The 19,009-nt window shown below is 46.2% G+C and carries 13 protein-coding genes; 6 read left to right on the top strand and 7 right to left on the bottom strand.

What is annotated here, in order from left to right; translation table 11 throughout:
• Positions 1–153 precede the first annotated feature (153 nt).
• Entirely contained in the window at positions 154–1,239 is a 1,086-nt protein-coding gene (locus tag AC0VXX_RS10730; protein WP_119979116.1) for an AI-2E family transporter, read from the top strand.
• 20 nt (positions 1,240–1,259) lie between these two features.
• On the top strand, positions 1,260–2,195 hold the full coding sequence (locus AC0VXX_RS10725; RefSeq protein WP_475514224.1) for a class I SAM-dependent methyltransferase: 936 nt from the start codon (positions 1,260–1,262) through the stop codon (positions 2,193–2,195).
• A gap of 1,087 nt (positions 2,196–3,282) precedes the next feature.
• On the opposite strand, the gene AC0VXX_RS10720 is transcribed toward AC0VXX_RS10725, so the two are convergent.
• From AC0VXX_RS10720 to ackA, 3 genes are all read right to left on the bottom strand, one after another.
• Complete coding sequence (locus AC0VXX_RS10720) at positions 3,283–3,714, bottom strand: nuclear transport factor 2 family protein (protein WP_475514223.1); 432 nt, start codon at positions 3,712–3,714, stop codon at positions 3,283–3,285.
• A gap of 521 nt (positions 3,715–4,235) precedes the next feature.
• On the bottom strand, positions 4,236–6,374 hold the full coding sequence (gene pta, locus AC0VXX_RS10715) for a phosphate acetyltransferase (RefSeq protein WP_475514222.1): 2,139 nt from the start codon (positions 6,372–6,374) through the stop codon (positions 4,236–4,238).
• 80 nt (positions 6,375–6,454) lie between these two features.
• Positions 6,455–7,654 carry an acetate kinase gene (gene ackA / locus AC0VXX_RS10710; RefSeq protein WP_475514221.1) on the bottom strand — a complete coding sequence of 400 codons (1,200 nt, stop codon included), beginning with the start codon at positions 7,652–7,654 and terminating at the stop codon, positions 6,455–6,457.
• Between the two features lie 196 nt (positions 7,655–7,850).
• On the opposite strand from ackA, the gene yfbV reads away from it, so the two are divergent.
• Positions 7,851–8,294 carry a terminus macrodomain insulation protein YfbV gene (yfbV, locus tag AC0VXX_RS10705; RefSeq protein ID WP_475514220.1) on the top strand — a complete coding sequence of 148 codons (444 nt, stop codon included), beginning with the start codon at positions 7,851–7,853 and terminating at the stop codon, positions 8,292–8,294.
• Positions 8,295–8,297: 3 nt separating this feature from the next.
• Here yfbV and pflA read toward each other — a convergent pair whose 3' ends face one another.
• The 3 genes from pflA to AC0VXX_RS10690 all read right to left on the bottom strand — a co-directional run bounded on the left by pflA (position 8,298) and on the right by AC0VXX_RS10690 (position 13,479).
• A complete protein-coding gene (gene pflA, locus AC0VXX_RS10700; protein WP_475514219.1) occupies positions 8,298–9,038 on the bottom strand; it encodes a pyruvate formate lyase 1-activating protein in 741 nt (246 codons plus the stop codon).
• A 97-nt stretch (positions 9,039–9,135) separates the two neighbouring features.
• Positions 9,136–11,418, bottom strand: coding sequence for a formate C-acetyltransferase (gene pflB / locus AC0VXX_RS10695; protein ID WP_475514218.1), 2,283 nt, complete (start codon positions 11,416–11,418; stop codon positions 9,136–9,138).
• Positions 11,419–11,946: 528 nt separating this feature from the next.
• Positions 11,947–13,479: a DUF3360 family protein gene (locus AC0VXX_RS10690; RefSeq protein ID WP_475514217.1), complete on the bottom strand. Its 1,533-nt coding sequence runs from the start codon at positions 13,477–13,479 to the stop codon at positions 11,947–11,949.
• An 877-nt stretch (positions 13,480–14,356) separates the two neighbouring features.
• Between AC0VXX_RS10690 and focA the strand changes: the two genes are divergently transcribed.
• Entirely contained in the window at positions 14,357–15,931 is a 1,575-nt protein-coding gene (focA, locus tag AC0VXX_RS10685) for a formate transporter FocA (RefSeq protein WP_475514216.1), read from the top strand.
• A gap of 68 nt (positions 15,932–15,999) precedes the next feature.
• Here focA and AC0VXX_RS10680 read toward each other — a convergent pair whose 3' ends face one another.
• Positions 16,000–16,905 carry a LysR substrate-binding domain-containing protein gene (locus tag AC0VXX_RS10680; protein WP_475516996.1) on the bottom strand — a complete coding sequence of 302 codons (906 nt, stop codon included), beginning with the start codon at positions 16,903–16,905 and terminating at the stop codon, positions 16,000–16,002.
• Positions 16,906–17,359: 454 nt separating this feature from the next.
• Here AC0VXX_RS10680 and AC0VXX_RS10675 point away from each other — a divergent pair, with 454 nt between their 5' ends.
• Positions 17,360–17,554: a DUF997 family protein gene (locus AC0VXX_RS10675; RefSeq protein WP_475514215.1), complete on the top strand. Its 195-nt coding sequence runs from the start codon at positions 17,360–17,362 to the stop codon at positions 17,552–17,554.
• Entirely contained in the window at positions 17,547–18,992 is a 1,446-nt protein-coding gene (gene panF / locus AC0VXX_RS10670; protein ID WP_475516995.1) for a sodium/pantothenate symporter, read from the top strand. Before AC0VXX_RS10675 ends, panF begins: the two co-directional genes overlap by 8 nt.
• The last annotated feature ends 17 nt before the right edge of the window (positions 18,993–19,009 follow it).

Below are 19,009 nucleotides of genomic sequence, written 5' to 3'. Positions count from 1 at the left end.
CATCACGGTAAAAATAAGGTTTGAACATGTGGTTTAAGATGAGTGGAGTCAGTGGATGAGTGACGATAGCGTTAGGTAACCCATTACCATGTAGTGGTATCCTACACGGATCACACTATTATTTTATAGTTTATTCATAAGGGTATTATGTAGATGGCTCGATTTGAAAACCAAGGTGTTGCATTTAAGGGCTTTGCCATTATGGCTTTTATTGTGGTGATATTAGCTGGAATGAAGGCGGCAAGTCCGATTGTCGTGCCATTTGTATTATCAGCTTTTATTGCGGCTATCTGTAATCCTGCCATTAATGGTATGACACGATTTAAGATCCCTAGGCCGATTGCGGTTTTCTTTATGATGATTTTTATCGTGCTGATGGGGCTTTGGATGGCCTCGTTAGTGGGGAGTTCTATTAACGAGTTTTCACGTCAATTACCGCAATATCGCGACCAGTTAGTTGAACAATTCGCTTGGATATTAACTAAATTGCACACCTTTAATATCGACTTGTCACGTGAACAAATTCTGGCTTATTTTGATCCGGGTGTGGCGCTGTCGATGACCACTAATATGTTGTCTAGCGTCGGTGGGGTGATGGCTAACCTGTTTTTAATCATCTTAACCGTCGTCTTTATGTTGTCCGAAGCGGAAAACTTACCTAAAAAGTTACACCTTGCTTTAGATGATCCTGACATGCGCCTAAAGCAGATCGATAAATTTCTGCATTCTGTTAATCAATATATGGTGATAAAAACCTTGGTTAGCCTCGGCACTGGCGCCATAGTCGGAATAGGCTTGGCTGTGATGGGTGTTGATTACGCGCTGCTGTGGGCCGTTGTCGCATTCTTGTTTAACTATATTCCTAATATTGGCTCGATCATCGCGGCGATTCCTGCAGTATTACTGGCGTTTATTCAAATAGGCCCTGCCGCGGCTGGTGGAACCGCACTGCTCTATTTAGGGACCAATATGGTGATGGGCAATGTGGTGGAGCCTAAATATATGGGGCGTGGACTAGGATTGTCGACCTTGGTGGTATTTCTATCATTAATTTTTTGGGGATGGTTATTAGGTTCGGTTGGCATGTTGTTATCTGTGCCCCTGACTATGATTGTTAAGATTGCACTCGAGTCGAGTAAGAGTGGTGGCTGGTTAGCCATATTGTTGGCCGATAAGGTTGATGAAGTGGCTGGTGTCGCCACAGATGAAACAGTGACTGACAGCGAAAGTCAGGCTTAATTATAGGGTTATAAATTTTAATGCAATTATTTGTACAAGCATTGCAACACGTTACTTTGGGTGATGATGCTGAGCGCCTTTTTCATGGTCGTGGTGGTATGTTCGCAGGGTGTGAGCACCTATGTTTAGATTGGTTTCCTCCGGTATTACTTTTGACCAGTTTTAAGGCCATTGATGAGGATGAAATTAATGTATTAACAACGGCAATCACTCAGCGCTGGCTGCAACTTAAAGGGCAAGAACCCCTTAACTTGGTATTTCAACACCGCTGTGGTGGCCAGACAGAAACCCAACTGCTTCAAGGTGCAGTACCCGAACCCCATTATGTCACCGAAAACGGTGCGCAATTTCAGGTGCATCTGTTAAGAGGGCAAAATCACGGCTTATTTCTCGATATGCGAGCGGGTAGGGCATGGGTTAAACAACATGCTAAGCAGCGCAAGGTATTGAACTTATTCGCTTATACTTGTGGCTTTTCTGTTATGGCACTGCAAGGTGGTGCCGATGAAGTCGTTAATATTGACATGAGTAAGGGGGCGCTGAGTATTGGTAAGCAAAATCATCTGCGCAATGGCTTGGCTCATGGCGCCCGATTTTTAGGCCATGATATTTTTAAGTCATGGGGTAAGCTAACCAAATTTGGGCCTTATGATCTTATTATTGCCGATCCGCCGAGTAATCAGCGTGGTAGTTTCGTAGCAACGAAAGATTACGCCAGATTATTACGGCGCCTTCCAAGCCTCTTGGCCGAACAGGGGGACATTTTACTGTGTCTCAATGCACCTGAACTGGATATCGACTTTTTGATGCAGCAGGTGGCAGAGCATAGCCCTAGTTTAATCTTTATTGAACAGTTGGCTAACCCTGAAGTGTATTGCGATAAAGATCCCAATAAAGCCCTTAAGGTACTGCGCTATCAGCATAAAAGAGATATCGATTCTACCGTAACGGTATAATTTATATCACGATCATTGAAGGCTGTGGCATTACGCCGCAGCCTTGCTTCGCTTATTGCTCTGTTGTTTAAAAGATTAAATACTCCCGCAGCACCGATGAGCTATATGACACATGGGGGCTGCAAGGTAGCATCAGTAAGCAGTGCTTTTTTAATGCTGATATTTCATTAAATAGTCGGTCCTGTACATCGAACGAAATGGACACAGGAGCCATAAACACATGGATTGACAATGTGTCACCTTGAACAAACAGGTCGACTACTTTTTTACATCAAATTCCACCAGTACATCCATACCCGCTTCGCAGCCGTATTGATTGACCAAAAACTGTGTCTATGACGTCTCAGCACTGAGATCAGAGCCATAGGCCGTTTAATTGTAAACGCTATCTTCATAAGCCTTGCGTCGGTAAAAGTGTGCTTAATCCTGAAAGTCTTTCATTTTTGTGAGGTGATTTTTGTGTGTATTAAGGTTTTAGGCCTGTTTGTGGCGACATTTGTGAAAGTTTTCTGTAAGTCGTCGTTGTTTGATGTTAGTATGCCGCTCATAGTTTGCTGAGAGGCAGATTAAGACCCAAGGCAAAATGCATTCATAAAGGCATGCCTGTACCCTACAATACTATCTGGAGTCGTTATGGAAGCACGTGATTACGAAAGCGCATATTACCAAGTTCAAGATGATGTGATTGAGTCACTTCCTGTTGAAATGGATGACGAAACGTTTTTGGATAAGGGTTTGTGCTAATAGGTAACCCCATTACTGGATCAGCGTTATCGTATCATCGATGTGCATAAGGCCGATTTCAGATAAAAATAGCAACCATTAGGTTGCTATTTTTTTTGCTTGTTACTACTGATAGTTGATATTAATCGTATTGTTTGTCTCGCCATTTTTAGACTGCAAAAATACGCTGCTAAGATTATATGATTTGGCTAGTGTCCCCCCATGAAATCAGCTGCACGTTTCAAAAATACGCTGCTAACATTATGTGATTTATATGATAAATATCATTTGGCACCTGAAAGTATGCCATATATAAGCTCATTTATATCACCGATAAATAGTGCAGTAATTAAGTTGATTAGTCTTAATTTAAATTCCCTTTCTCGGGTAATATTTCAACTATTACCCAGCGGTTATCCACCTTATGCAACCTGATAGTACGGTCGTCTATCCATTTTTGACCATCTTTAAGACCAAATATCTTTACTATCACCGTAATGTCTTTGGTGAATTTACGAAAAAAATCGATATCAATTTCTTCTATTTCTAATGTGACATCCGTCATTGATAGGTTGAGTACGTGGCGCTGTACTGCTGAGGCGATATAATAGTGCTGCAGTACTCGCTGCATTGGCTCATCAACATATTGCAACGCTTTGTCGACACTTCTATCGACATAGATAGCGTTGAAAAAGCCCAATGAAACCTGCTCAGGGGTCTGTATCCCCTTCATCGGATCGCTACCCTGACCACAACCAGCGAGTAAGACCATCACCAAAAAAAGTAAGTTTCTCATATAGTTTATATCAATGAAATTTGCTCAATAGTATCGCGACTCTGTATTGACTTAGCAAGGGGGATGAGCTATTCGCTGTTGCCTGTGTATTTGTTAGACCTGCGAACAGGTTTGGATGTCGATAAATGGACAAGCAGTTTTCTCTGCTAGGAGCAAAGCTAACAAGGCTAAGTATGTCACCATCAAAGTGCAATGGTGATGGCAATGCGGGTTAACTCTCTCGCGGTGTCAAATTAAGTCGTGTGGCCATAAATTGCTTGACTATGACGCAGCAATAAGGCATATCTGAATGAATAACTTATTGCGGTTATCCACAGAATCTGTGGACAACTATGTTGAAGACTCGATGCATAACTTTTAAGTCGTTGAACTTAATTGATAATAACCACTGGTTAAATTTTGACGCATTGTGATTTTACTTGGGTTATTTGCCATTATCTTGATTCCATTGCCGCAATAATAAAAAAGCCTGTCAATTGACAGGCTTTTTTGTAGGTAACGACTTACCTTGGGATTATCGCTTAGCTTTGTGAAGCTTGAATCGCAGTCAGTGCGATGGTGTAGACGATATCATCGACTAACGCACCACGTGAAAGGTCGTTAACTGGCTTGCGCATGCCTTGCAGCATAGGACCAATACTAATCAAGTCAGCACTTCGCTGTACGGCTTTGTAGGTTGTATTGCCTGTATTTAGGTCTGGGAATACAAATACGGTCGCTTGACCAGCTACAGGACTATTTGGTGCTTTAGAGCGGGCCACATTAGGCATAACCGCTGCGTCATATTGCAGTGGGCCGTCAATGATCAGATCTGGACGCTTCTCTTTGGCGATACGTGTGGCTTCACGCACTTTGTCAACATCAGAACCCGTGCCTGAGCTGCCCGTTGAGTAGCTGATCATTGCCACGCGAGGCTCAATACCGAAAGCTGCTGCGCTTTCTGCAGACTGAATGGCGATATCGGCCAGTTGCTCTGCATTTGGGTCTGGGTTAATCGCGCAGTCACCATAAACTAGCACTTGATCTGGCATCAGCATAAAGAAGATAGAGGAGACTAAGCTTGAACCCGGCGCAGTTTTAATTAACTGTAGCGGTGGGCGAATGGTGTTCGCTGTGGTGTTGACTGCACCAGAAACGATACCGTCAACTTCACCTTGAGCTAACATCATTGTGCCGAGTACCATGTTGTCTTCAAGCTGTTCACGCGCGACGACTTCAGTCAGTCCCTTGTGACGGCGAAGATCGAGCATCGGCTCAACATAACGTTCGCGTACGGATTCTGGCTCAACAATTTCAACGCCTTCGCCAAGTGTAACGCCTTGTTGGTTGGCGATACGCAAGATCTCTTCGCGATTACCAAGTAGCACACAACGAGCGATACCACGCTGTGCACAGATGGCTGCCGCCTCGATGGTTCTGGGTTCGTCACCCTCAGGTAGTACCACAGTTTTAGCTGCAGCACGCGCCATTTCAGTCAGCTTGTAACGGAAAGCCGGTGGCGAGAGTCTGTGTTCGCGTGGTGAGTTTTCGGTCACGCTCTCTACCCAGTTTTGGTCGATGTGGCTAGCCACATACTCTTGTACTTGTTCGATACGCACGGCGTCATCGACAGGCACTTCATGATCAAAACGTTGAATATTAAGTGATGTTTGCCATGTGTTAGTGTCGATTAGGAACACAGGTAAACCGGTTTCAAAGGCTTGCTCGCACAATGCCATAATCTCAGGCTCTGGCTCATAGCTACCTGTGAGCAGCAGCGCGCCAACCTTGACCCCGTTCATTGCCGCTAGGCAAGCCGAGACTATCACATCTGAGCGATCGCCCGAGGTGACTAACAATGAGTCGGTTTTAATGTGGGTGACCATGTTAGGAATACTGCGTGCGCAGAAGGTGACTTTACGTAAGCGGCGGGTATGCATTTCGCCAGCGTTAATGATGCGCGCGCGTAAGTGCTTAGCCAGATCCGATGCCCGTGGTGCGACCAAATCTAAGTTGTAAGGTACGCTGCCTAGAATACGCAGTTTACTCTTACCTGGCAGTTGGAACATACTTGCTGGATCGGGGCGCTGTACATCTTGATGGTCAAATACTTCAGACAGATCAGGGCGAGCACGACCTTCATCATCAACAGGTGCGCCGATCTTGTTGATAATCGCGCCGATAATGCGTTTGTTTTTAATGCCGCCCCAAGCGTTGAATGCAATTTCAAGGCGGTTCATCAGTGCCGTTGGGGTTTCATTACCCGGCGCTGCGACGAAAATAATATCCGCATCGAGCGCCTTGGCAATTTGATAGTTGATGTCGTCAGAGAACGGATGGTTTCGGGTTTGCACTAAACCTTCGACAATCAATGTTTCACTGGCATCGGCACATTCAGTGGCGCGCGCAATGATCTGTTCCATTAACACATCGGTTTGATCGTTGCGGATCAGGTTTTCAGCGTGAGCCATATCGAACGGCTCAAGCGGGTTTACTGTAGGCGACTTACTTAAAATAGTGGTCGAACGTTCAGGGCCTGTGTCGGTTGGACGCTGCTGGGCGATAGGCTTAAAAAAACGCACCTTAACGCCGTGGCGTTCTAACGCACGAACCATACCGAGACTGATAGACGTTAAGCCTACGCCAGTGCCGTTGGGTATGAGCATGATATTGCGAGACATAAATACCTCTTGTTACCCTGCAAGTCGTAACTTGCAGGTCAATTTACGCTTAGGCGAGACGGGTTAATCCCGACTCACTATTATTTATTGAGCAGTGATACCGCGTCTTCGGCGATAACCCACTCTTCATTGGTTGGAATAACCATGGCGATAGGGCCATTGTCAGTAGTGATCTGACCTTGTTTGCCAAAACGCGCAGCCGTATTGCGTTCTGTATCCACTTCGAAATTGAAGATTGAAAGCAAGTTAAGCACTTTTTCACGGATAAGATCGGAGTTTTCACCGATACCGCCAGTAAAGACCAGTGCGTCGAGGCGACCCAGTGGCACAGTATAAGAGGCGATATATTTAGCTAAACGATAGCAGAATATTTCCAATGCCAATGTCGCGCCTTTATGGCCATTTTGGTAACCTTCTTCGATGCCGCGGCAATCATTGGTTAGCTCAGAAATGCCCAATAGACCACTTTGCTTGTTCATCAAGTTGTTGACTTCATCAGCCGTGTAGCCAAGTTTATTGATAAGGTGATACACGATTGAAGGGTCCATATCACCACAACGTGTGCCCATCACCAAGCCTTCTAGAGGGGTTAAGCCCATTGAGGTATCAACACTCTTACCGCCTTTAATCGCCGTAACAGATGCTCCATTGCCTAAGTGAGCGCAGATAACATTGGTCTCGCTCGGTTCTGTACCTAAGGCTTTAGCCGCTTCACGGCTAACGAATAGGTGGCTGGTACCATGTGCGCCATAACGACGGATACCGTGTTCACGATATAGCTTATAAGGTAGTGCATAGATGTAGGCATGTTCAGGCATGGTTTGATGGAACGCAGTATCAAACACGGCAACCTGTGGTAGCTCAGGGAAAGAGGCTTGCGCCGCACGAATACCGATCAGGTGAGCAGGGTTGTGCAGTGGTGCAAATACGGCACTGTCTTCGATACCCTTAAGCACGGTTTCATCAATAATGACAGACTGGGTGTATTTCTCGCCGCCATGAACGATACGGTGACCAATGGCTTGGATCTTCTCGGCAATTTGTGGGTGTTCACCCAAAATTTTGGTCACAATGAACTCAACCGCTTCACGGTGAGCAGTAAAGGCGCCTAATTTGGCTTCAGATTTAGCGCCGTTAACTTTCCACTTAATACGTGAGTCTTCAAGACCAAAACACTCAGCTAAGCCAGAGATCTGGTCATCACCTGTGAGGGCATCAATAATAGCAAACTTCAATGAAGAGCTACCGCAGTTAAGTACCAATACCAGTTTATTTGACATGTTTAAAACCTTTTGCAAAGTAGATGAATCGGGTGCGTTCACCAAAATGTAATGGCTGCAATAATATGTAGTGCAAACCACGTGTTTTGCCCAATAATGGGGCTGATAAACTGCCTTAAGCCAGTCGTGAGTACTTGGGACTCTTAAACCGATTGTGCTATGGTAAAGGCAGTGTCTCAAAGTTTAGGTGTCATCATTGACAGTAAAAGTGTTTAAAACCTTAGGGGACGGTCGTCGTTATATGAAGACGTGGCCCATGGTTAAACAACTTAGTTTCTATTTCCCAGAGTATCGCGTTGTCAGGGCGACTCAGCTGGCATTACGCTTTATGCCGTTGTTAGCCATTATTGCTGCTGGCAGTCAACTGTATCTCTATGGATGGGCTTTTTTACCGCAAGCCATTACCATCGCGTTGTTTTTTATCAGTTTACCTATCCAAGGTTTATTTTGGCTCGGTTGGCGAGCCACGCATCCGTTACCGTTAAGCTTGCTTGATTGGTGTAATAATCTGTCAATCAAACTGCAAAGCATGGGTGTTGCTTGTGCTCCCTTAGGGGCAAAAGCGTGTTATCTCGATATGGCGGTGATTTTAAAAATGGCCTTTGAACGTCTCGATAACAGTTACTGGGAAAATCTGTAATTATCAATAAACCGCATGGATCCCTGCATCTAAAAAAATCTGTTTTATCTGGTCCATAGTGTCGCGACTTGGGGGCGAAATATGGCTCAGTTGATACTCTTCACCTAGGGCTTCCCATTTGTGTTTGCCGAGTTCGTGATAGGGCAATAATTCAACCTTTTCAACGTTACTCATGGGTTTAATAAACTCAGCGAGGCTTTTAGCTGAGTCAATATCATCAGTAAATCCACCGACAACGACATAGCGTATCCATGTTTTTTGTTGGCGTTTTTGAAGGTACTGCGCAAATTGCAGGGTGCGATGATTACTGACTTGAGTTAATTCGATGTGCTTGGCATCATCAATATGTTTGATATCCAGTAGCACTAAATCTGTGTTATCGAGCAGCTCGTCGATAACGGGGGTGTATTTACGGACAAAACCGTTAGTGTCTAAACAGGTGTGGATGCCTTGAGCTTTACAGGCACTAAAGAGGGCTGCGACGAATTCGGCTTGTAGTATGGCTTCACCACCACTGGCTGTCACTCCACCACCGCTCGATTCGAGAAACGGGCGATAGCTAATGATCTGCTCCATTAGCTCATCGACCTCGACTTCACGACCACCATGCAGATCCCACGTATCACGGTTATGGCAGTATTGGCAGCGCATTAAACAGCCTTGCATAAAGGCGATAAACCTAATGCCTGGACCATCGACTGTGCCAAAGGATTCGAGTGAATGAATCCGACCTTTTACTGTCATTGCGACTCCTTAAGTAAAGTAGGCTGTGCTAAATTAGCCGCACAGCCTATCTTAAATTCACCAAAAATCTACCGTAAATGCTAGGGAACGCCTAAATTTACATGCCTTTGGTGAAAGTACGTGTAATAACGTCCTGTTGCTGCTCTGGCGTTAGGGCGTTAAAGCGCACAGCGTAACCAGAAACACGGATAGTTAGCTGTGGGTACTTATCAGGATTAACGATTGCATCTTCAAGCATCTCGCGGTTCATCACATTCACGTTGAGGTGTTGACCACCCTCACGAGACTCGTTATGGGCAAAATAGCCATCCATCAACGCAGCCAGGTTAGTGCGGCGACCATCATCGTCTTTACCTAGTGCATTTGGCACGATAGAGAAGGTATAAGAGATACCGTCTTGAGCGTGAGCAAAGGGCAGTTTAGCCACCGAGGTTAATGAAGCGACAGCGCCTTTCTCATCACGGCCATGCATTGGGTTTGCACCTGGTGCAAATGGAGCCCCTGCTTGGCGGCCATCTGGGGTCGTGCCTGTTTTCTTACCATAAACCACGTTTGAGGTGATGGTGAGAATTGACTGAGTAGGAATGGCATCGCGGTACATTTTCATGTCACGAATTTTCGCCATAAAGCGCTCAACTAGTTCAGTAGCTAAATCATCAACGCGTGCATCGTTGTTACCAAATTTAGGGTAATCGCCTTCAATGTCGAAATCGATTGCAATGCCGTGCTCGTCACGAATAGGCTTCACTTTGGCAAATTTGATAGCTGACAATGAATCGGCTGCGATAGAAAGACCCGCGATACCACACGCCATAGTGCGACGAACGTCTCTGTCATGTAGTGCCATTAGGGCCGCTTCATAAGAGTACTTATCGTGCATGAAGTGAATGGCATTAAGCGCTGATACATATTGCTTAGCCAACCAATCCATCATGACGTCTAAACGCCCCATCACGTCATCAAAGTCGAGCACTTCGTCTGTAATAGGCTCAAACTTAGGACCGATTTGGGTCTTGAGTTTTTCATCCATACCGCCGTTGATAGCGTAAAGCATGGTTTTAGCTAGGTTGGCTCGTGCGCCGAAGAACTGCATGTGTTTACCCACAACCATAGGGCTTACACAACAAGCAATCGCGTAGTCATCAGACTGGAAGTCTGGACGCATCAGATCATCGTTTTCATACTGAATAGAGCTAGTGTCGATTGACACCTTAGCACAGTACTTTTTAAAGGTTAGAGGCAGTTTTTCTGACCAAAGTACGGTGATATTTGGCTCTGGGCTTGGGCCCATGTTGTATAGGGTATGTAAGAATCGGAAGCTTGACTTGGTCACCAAAGTACGGCCGTCCAGTCCCATACCAGCAATCGATTCGGTAGCCCAGATTGGGTCGCCAGAGAATAGCTCATCGTATTCTGGAGTGCGTAAGAAGCGAACCATACGTAGTTTCATCACGAAATGGTCAACCATTTCTTGCGCTTGTTCTTCGGTGATCAGGCCATTTTTCAGGTCACGCTCGATATAAACATCAAGGAAGGTCGAAGTACGGCCCAGTGACATAGCTGCACCATTTTGGCTTTTCACTGCCGCAAGGTAACCAAAGTAAGTCCATTGAATAGCTTCTTTGGCGTTGGTTGCAGGGCGTGAAATATCAAAACCATAGCTAGCCGCCATCTGTTTCATTTGGCCAAGGGCTTTATGCTGCTCTGCAATCTCTTCACGAAGTTGCATTGTGGCAGTTAAGTCTTCACCGGCTTCAAACTTTTCTTGTAACGAGCTAAATTGGGCAAATTTATCTTGCATCAAATAGTCGATACCATAGAGCGCGATACGACGGTAGTCACCGATAATACGGCCACGACCATAGGCATCGGGTAAACCGGTTAGGATGCCTGATTTACGACAACGCATGATCTCTGGGGTATAGATATCAAATACACCTTGGTTGTGAGTTTTACGTAGCTCAGAATAGATATATTTGATGTTTGGATCTAATTCACGACCGTAGGCAGCACAAGAGCTTTCTACCATACGGATACCGCCGTTTGGCAACATAGCGCGCTTAAGAGGCGCTTCAGTTTGTAAGCCAACGATGGTTTCTAATTCTTTAGCGATATAACCCGCTTCGTGAGAGGTGATAGTTGATACTTTATCGGTATCAAAATCGACAGGAGCATGGGTGCGGTTTTCCAGCTTGATGCCTTCCATGACCTTGTCCCATAATTTTAGGGTCGCCTCGGTTGGGCCAGCTAGGAATGACTCATCGCCTTCATATGGGGTGTAGTTCGCTTGAATAAAGTCTCGTACATTTACTGCAGACTTCCAATCACCAGGAGTAAAACCTTCCCACGCTTTGGTGAACAGCTCAGTTTTTTCGGTCATCGTACTAATACCTTTTGTATTGAGATAAAGGTTATTGGGTATCGATTTGGCTCTGATAACAAAGGTTGCGATACACCAATAGCTAAGTCTTAACAGCTCCCCTCAATATGTTGCCCTGATGATGGGAACCGATTATCGATTCGTATTCACGAGTCGATTAAATTCTATACTTGAGATGGCCGATAAGATGACACGTTACAGTTTTACCGGCGATCACTAAATTGGTAAGACCAATTTACCTAATGGATATTAGCATATCCACTTGCTAGCTGCATCAGATTCGCTAGAGATAAAGGCAAAACTGTAACCAACCTATCATTTTTACCCGCATTTTCTAATTGCATCTCATCTTAAAGTCGGTTATTTAGACCTAAATTATCGCCACTGTGTACTAATAACAATCCCGATTGAGTATGAGATTGGTAGATTTGACAGCGATAATCCTGACCACAAATCAGAGAGCACTTAATCATCACAAGTATAGAAGAGAAGCCACAAAGCAGGGGACCCCACCTTGTGGCACAGTGTTTACAATAGTGCTGGGATCCCTTGGATCATGCCCACGGCTAACATTGCTGCAAGACAGATAACAAAGGCCAGCCCTGGGATAATTAATCGGTCAGCGACGCTTAATCTTTTAGCGCGTTCTTTGTCACCAATCAGACCATTGTTGTCTAAGAACATGGTGAGTGCCCATGCAAGCACGGGATTGGCTACAAACGAGGCAAAAATACAGATCCCTGCCGCTTGGCTACTTTGGGTGTCTTTGACCATCTGCATACCCGCTTCGAGTAGCGGTAAAAATACGCCCACAAGTAATGCAATCGACATCACAGGGCGCCATACCGTCACATCCATTGGATAGCCAAGAACTGCCACTATGATACACAGTGTACCGAGTAAAATAGCACCAGCAGGAATAGGGCGTTTAGCAATGGCAGCAGGGATCATATAAGTGCCCCATGATGAGGTGATGTTACCGCCGCCCACAGCTGTGCCCACAATTTGACGTAAAGAACAGGTGGTCATGGTGTCATCAACATCCATGAGTACCTTTTCAGTGCCTTTAGGGTAATTAAGTTCTTGGAAAATACGGTGACCTAAGAAGTCTGGTGACCACATGGCAACCGCTAAAATCGCAAAGGGCAGTGAAGCGATAAAATGCGCCGCATTAGGCAAGCCTAGTTGCCAACCGTATTCGGTTGAGCCCCACCAGTAAGCTGGATTCAAGTTAGGGATGCCAGGTTCTGTCACAAACTGCAGATCTAGCCCAGCCCCCAGGCCAAATGCTAAAGCAATCGCGGCAATTGAGCACAATGGGATAGCCAGCCAACGTTTACCCACCTTAGCAAGATAGGCATATAAGATCACATTCACCAACAAAATAAAGAAGGCCACATAGCCTAAGCTGTAATCTAGAGCATGCTTGGATTGTAAACTCCCAGCCCAATCGAACAATGAGCTAATTTGACTCTTGGCCCCCATAAAGCCGAGGAATACCAATAAACCACCGGCCACGCCACTGGAGGTGAGGTTAACCAGCCGTGATCCGCCTTTAAAATAACTGAGAATAAGGCCAAAGATACCGAGTAAAATGGCCAGTGCGAGAGGGTGCGCGCCAGCTAAGGCGATTGCCCCAATCAGTGGGATCATGGGGCCATGATTACCGCCAAGATTGGCGCGAGGGTTGATAAAACCGGAACTGATAATACAAAAGAGTAACGCAGGGATGAGCATTTCTACTCGAACAACTTGAATGGCAAACTCGGCACCTAAATTAACGTGCTCCCATTTCTCGGTCAGTCCAGCAGCCCAAGCTGCCATTACCGCAGAATACATAACGGTAATGCCGATAGTGCCAGCGATGGCGGGAACAAGGTCTTCCCATTCAAAGCGAAAATCTCGACCCGGTAAGTTAAGACCCCAACGCCTAGGCTTCATGATTTGTAATTCATGATCTAAGTATTCTTCACGAGTATTAAACTCAGACGCGGGACGATGAAGCGCTTTATAAGACTGCTCTGAGGCTTCCATTTCTTCGTGTTTGACGGTTTCTGACATAATTTCTCATTCTCCGAAAAGAACATAGTGATTCATCTAAATTGATGATGGCTGCAACTGAATCCCTAATAAGTTAGTCAAGTGGTACTGGCATTCATGCCATCTGTGATACTCAATTAACTTGGCCGCCACTGTAAATGAAATGAAAACGCTCCATTTTAAAGTGAGCAGATGCGTCCCTTACTCGCCTAAAATTGGTCTGACCAATTTACCTTAAAAATCTTAACACAGCCAAATAAGGCTGACATTAAGTATCAATAAAGTTGAAACTAAAGATTAGATGAATTGGGAGCCACTTAACAACTTACGCCACCAATTAGCCTGTTTTTTTCAATTAGGCATGCATATTGCGCCGCAGCAGGCCTCTCAATATCTCACTATTTTGTGAATTGCCCCGCTGGTTTTGGGTTTGTTTGAACCGCCTCTCTTTACAGCGCTTGCGGGTATAGGTGTAGGGCGCAAAGATGGGGTGGAGTGGGGGATGGGTCACGCTTCTTGGCCGGCGTTGCGATATGCCGAGTCATTAATGGTCAACCTGAGGTGTTAGGTGTGCGTACCTTGAGCATTCGTTGCTCACTTTTGCAAGCCGCGGCTATGCTTATTGATTCGCACTTAACATAAGTATTTTAATACAGTTAGTTAGGTTATTTCTTTGTCGCTTTTACTTTCTCTCGATATTCGCTGAGGACACGATAGCTAGGCTATCACTTATACTGATACTACCAATCATTATTATCAGATTTTCTTCTGTTCTATTTAACGTTAACTTATCGATATCGAGTAACAATTTTCGGTAATTTATCATGGAGAACAGAATGTTATTGAGTAAATGCCACAGATACCATCCCCCTTGCGAAGGTGTGAAGGAGGGGCAGCCATGTCACCCTCTTTGCTGAACTCGCCTGCGGGCCATCACCCCCAGCGTTATTTGCAACATCCTAACGCAGCTGCGGCCAGTGGAGCGATGAGCATGTATTTACATGCCGAGCATTACGGACTGTCAAAAGTCAGTAAGTCCCACGGCCAGTCCATCGGCTTAGCTGTCTTTGCTGGTGCTTTTATTGCGTTAGCCTTTGTGTTTTACATCACAGTGACAACAGGGGCGACTGGTTCGTGGGGCTTAGTCAGGCTCGCGGGCGGGTTAGCCTTCAGCTTAGGTTTAATGTTGGTGGTGATCTGTGGCGGTGAGCTGTTTACCAGTACGGTACTCAGTACAGTGGCCTGGGCACAAAAGCAGGTGAATACTAAAGCTCTGCTCACCTGTTGGCTGCGTGTTTATATTGGCAATCTATTTGGTGCCCTCATGATGCTGGGACTGGTGTTTGCTGGTGGTATGCATCAACTCGATGGCGGTTTATGGGGCGTGAATGCACTGAATATCGCGCAGCACAAACTGCATTATGGTTGGGGACAAGCTTTTGTACTGGGGGTGTTATGTAACATGCTGGTATGCCTTGGGGTATGGATGACCTTTGCTAGCAAAGATGCACTGACTAAAGCCATTTTGTTAATGCTGCCGGTAGCCATGTTTGTCAGCAGTGGCTTTGAACACAGCATTGCCAATCTGTTTATGGTGCCCCTTGGGATAGCTATTGCCCATTTTGCCGATGCGAGCTTTTTTATTAGCGCTGGGATCGATGCCACGCAGTATAGCGATTTAACCATCAGTAATTTTATCTTACATAACCTGATCCCAGTGACCCTGGGCAACATAGTCGGCGGGGGATTATTAGTCGGCCTAGGATACTGGCTGATAGAAAAACAGCCTAAGCCTGCCACTGTGTTGCAGGTTGCTCCGCCACCTCTGGCCGAGTGTATTACCCCTTTAACCGTTCAAGAATCAGTCACGCAAGCGCCATCGTCCTTGACTGAGTCAGTTAATCAAGCGGTGACACAAAACGCTTATGTTCAAGCGCACCCTTTATCAGTAGAGCCTTCTGGAGACGTATCAATGCCTAAATCAATTCAAAAACTTAATGTTAGCGACATCATGAACACCACGCCTTTCACTTTAACGCCTGAGTTATCTGTCTATGAAGGCCTTAAGCGCTTATCTGATGCCAATGAGCGAGGGGCGCCGGTGATCGATGAACAGCAAAGGTTATTAGGATTTATTTCACAGCAAGATTTATTGCGTAGCCTTTGGTCAGAAGAATATGTGCGTGGCATTCCCTATAAAGTGGCTGACTTAATGCAAACCCAAGTGTTAACGGTAGCCCCTAATGATGCCGTGGCTGATTTGATTGAACTTATGGTGGTCGACAGAAATAAATTATTCCCTGTCAGCCAAATGGGTGTACTCACCGGCAGTACGTTTGCCAGCTATGAGGAGCGCTTAAGGCATGCTCACGCCAATAAACCCAGCAGTTTTCCAGTGGTGGAAGCGGGTAAACTACTTGGGGTGATTAGTCGCGAGGCGATAGCGGCAAGAGTCAGCCGGGTATATGGGTAATAATCACTGATTATTAACGACCGATAAGAATGGGGCTTAAAGCTCCATTCTTATTACATATCATTTGGTTACCTTGTTCGCTGACGGTATTTACTCAGTCTGCGTGCTTCGGTTATCACGCAGTCCCTTAATGGGTTTTCTCCAGAATCACAACGCCAAACAAAGGAGAGATGGCGCTGCATATTGAGCTGCGGTGTCGCGAGGATAACCAACTCACCTGCGGCGACCTCTTTCTCTACATCTAAAAAGGGCAGGCTACTTAAGTAAGGTCCATTTTTAACTAGCGCTTTGAGTAAAGAGACATGTTCATACTCTTTCCATACATTTAATTTCTCTATTACGCCATGTATCGCCCCTTCAAAAATACGCCGAGTGCCAGCGCCTTGTTCACGCAATACCCACTTTGCCTGCTCTAATTGCGATAAGCTGGTGGTTTTATAGCTGGCATAAGGGTGATGCGGAGAGGCAACGACCACTAAATGGTCGTCGAGCCATTGTTCTTGGTACAGGCGTGTGTCGTCGTTACGCCCCTCAATAATGCCAAAGTCATATTCGTAATTGAGCAGGCCCTCAATAACATTTTCGGTATTTTCAACGGTTAGTTCGATCCTCAGCTCGGGGAAATCAGTATCGATTTTACTGATAAGTTCGGGTAAGAGATGCTCCGCCGCGGTCTGACTGGAGCATAATCGGAAGCGCCCGCTGATAAGATGTTGTTCATGAAGGCCTAATTCAATTTGCTGTGCGTCTTGTAACAAGCGTCTCGCGCGGGGGCGTAACCAGTTGCCCCAGTGGCTTAGCGTGAGTCGGTTACCCTGTCGAATAAACAGCGGCCGACCCAAGAGATTTTCTAATTGCCCCAGTGACATACTGACGGCTGACTGAGTCATCGACAGTTTTCTAGCGGCGGCGCTGACACTTTCTAAGCTGGCAACGGCATCGAAAACCATGATTTGCTTGAGTGAATACTTCATCACGGCGAACGTTTCCCCTAACGGAAAAAAGAATGAATTTAAAGTATCAATTTAATTGATGGTTGTTTGCCAATGATTGTAGGGGCGTCAGTCAGGGGATACAAGTAAGTTGTTGATCTATTAGATGAGATATAGATGTAGTTCACTTTTTTGTGGTGACTGTGCGATGACGCACTCTTGTTGACTTCTCTATCAACAGCTGAGTTTACCTTGGCAGTTTCATGTCAATCACCTCTCTGTTACGGCGCATCTTGGTCGCAGCTCATTGACATGGCGTGTCAGCATGAGGCTAGGGCGTGGCTATGATCTTAGGCCTATGATATTAGCGTGATGATATTTGAGTATGGTACGGCGTCATTTTGCTACTCCACCCCCAGTGTGATGGATTAGGGGTAGCTCATATCTATGGTTTTGTCTAGAATCGGGCACTTGGTTTATTTCTCGTGTGCTCCTTATGGTTTCATTGTCGAAAACGGCACTGGCATTAACCCTTGGTTACTTACTGCTGTGGTGCGCTGGCCCCTTATTATTACAAGAGGCGGGCACATGGGCTGGGTTACCCTTGTGGTTTTGGTTTTCCTGCATTGCCGCGCCGTTGCTGCTTATTTTGGTATTGGTGTTAGCAATGAGCGTGGTTGATGATGATTAATCTGCTGCCAGTATTAGGCTACTTATTGTTGAGCTTAGTGATCACTCGTTGGTGGAGTCATAGGCAAAACCAAACCAGTGGCGAACTTTATCAAGATAAAGCGAAACGGTTCTTTATTGGTGGTGCCTTTTTGAATGGTCCCTTGCTGGCGCTCACACTCGTGGCAACCTACACCAGTGCCAGTTCATTTATTGGCGGCCCTGGGGCGGCTTACAAAATGGGCTTAGGCTGGGTATGGCTGGCATTAATTCAAGTGCCTGTCGCCATTTTAACCTTAGGAGTGTTGGGCCCTAAGTTTTTGCGCCAGCGCGCCGCGCAGCATGCTACCTTAATCGAATGGCTCGACAGCCGTTATCACAGTCCCTGGCTTAGCCGAATAGCGGTACTCAGTCTCGTGACCGGCTTTATTGCAATGATCGCGGTGCAATTTATTGGCGGCGCCCGCCTATTTGCTGGGGTCAGCGGCATCAGTTATGAGTTGGGCTTAGGATTATTTGTGGCCACAGTGCTAGCTTACACCTTAACAGGAGGCTTTCGTGCAGTCGTCATGACCGATGCCCTGCAGGGCATGGTCATGTTAGCTGGGTTGTTACTGCTGTTGGTGGTGATCTTGTTACAGGCTCCATTACCTGAGCTGATGCAGCGGGTTAGCGAACATTCACCGGCCATGTTAAGTCCTCATGGGCTAAATGATGCACTTGGCTGGCCAATGATGTTGTCATTTTGGGTGTTGATCTGTTTTGGCACCATGGGGTTACCTCATACCCTAGTCAGATTATTGGCCGTTAAAGATCGCCCGTCACTGAGGCGAGGTATGGTCTGGGGCACAGTGATCTGTTTCTTGATGACCCTATTGCCGCATTTGTGCGGCGTACTCGGCCGAGCCTTGTATCCTGAGCTGTCAGTGCCTGATGACATTATGCCGACCTTGATTGCTGGCTTATTTCATCCGTTTTGGGCTGGGGTATTGCTGGCTGCTCCCATCGCGGCGGTGATGTCGTCGGTGGACTCTATGTTATTGCAATCGGCGGTGAGCCTTATTCGTGATGGTGCGCTAAAGCGCTATCCCAGTTTGAGTTCGACGGTGCAGGTGCGTTTGACTCGCATCGCCATAGCCCTTATCACCTTGGTGGCCACCTATTGGGCGCTGTCGCCGCCCAAGATGATAGTGTGGATCAATTTGGCCGCCTTTGGTGCCCTGCAGGCGGTGTTTTTATGGCCGATTATCGCAGGTGTTTTTTGGCCAAGTATTAATGGCACCAGTGCGCTGTTGGCTATGGTCTCGGGCTTAGGCTGTTACTTATTGCTGCAATGGAGCGCACCCTTTATGTGGCAGATCCACCCGATTGTACCAGCTTTAGCGGTCTCTTTAGCGGCGATGCTGCTAAGCCATGTGATCCAGCGGCGCCCCTCGCAGCAGGCCGATGTACCTTTGTAACGATTGACATCATCAGC

It is taken from the genome of Shewanella sp. QJM3NY_23 (assembly GCF_056173105.1).
The sequence above is the reverse complement of the archived record's forward strand: the minus strand, read 5'-3'. Positions and strand labels throughout refer to the sequence as shown.

Coding starts and splice junctions, on each gene's coding strand:
- ackA (WP_475514221.1), bottom strand. CDS start 7,654: ATGTCAAATAAACTGGTATTGGTACTTAACTGCGGTAGCTCTTCATTG.
- pflB (WP_475514218.1), bottom strand. CDS start 11,418: ATGACCGAAAAAACTGAGCTGTTCACCAAAGCGTGGGAAGGTTTTACT.
- AC0VXX_RS10725 (WP_475514224.1), top strand. CDS start 1,260: ATGCAATTATTTGTACAAGCATTGCAACACGTTACTTTGGGTGATGAT.
- AC0VXX_RS10730 (WP_119979116.1), top strand. CDS start 154: ATGGCTCGATTTGAAAACCAAGGTGTTGCATTTAAGGGCTTTGCCATT.
- AC0VXX_RS10690 (WP_475514217.1), bottom strand. CDS start 13,479: ATGTCAGAAACCGTCAAACACGAAGAAATGGAAGCCTCAGAGCAGTCT.
- pflA (WP_475514219.1), bottom strand. CDS start 9,038: ATGACAGTAAAAGGTCGGATTCATTCACTCGAATCCTTTGGCACAGTC.
- AC0VXX_RS10680 (WP_475516996.1), bottom strand. CDS start 16,905: ATGAAGTATTCACTCAAGCAAATCATGGTTTTCGATGCCGTTGCCAGC.
- focA (WP_475514216.1), top strand. CDS start 14,357: ATGTCACCCTCTTTGCTGAACTCGCCTGCGGGCCATCACCCCCAGCGT.
- panF (WP_475516995.1), top strand. CDS start 17,547: ATGATTAATCTGCTGCCAGTATTAGGCTACTTATTGTTGAGCTTAGTG.
- AC0VXX_RS10720 (WP_475514223.1), bottom strand. CDS start 3,714: ATGAGAAACTTACTTTTTTTGGTGATGGTCTTACTCGCTGGTTGTGGT.
- AC0VXX_RS10675 (WP_475514215.1), top strand. CDS start 17,360: ATGGTTTCATTGTCGAAAACGGCACTGGCATTAACCCTTGGTTACTTA.
- pta (WP_475514222.1), bottom strand. CDS start 6,374: ATGTCTCGCAATATCATGCTCATACCCAACGGCACTGGCGTAGGCTTA.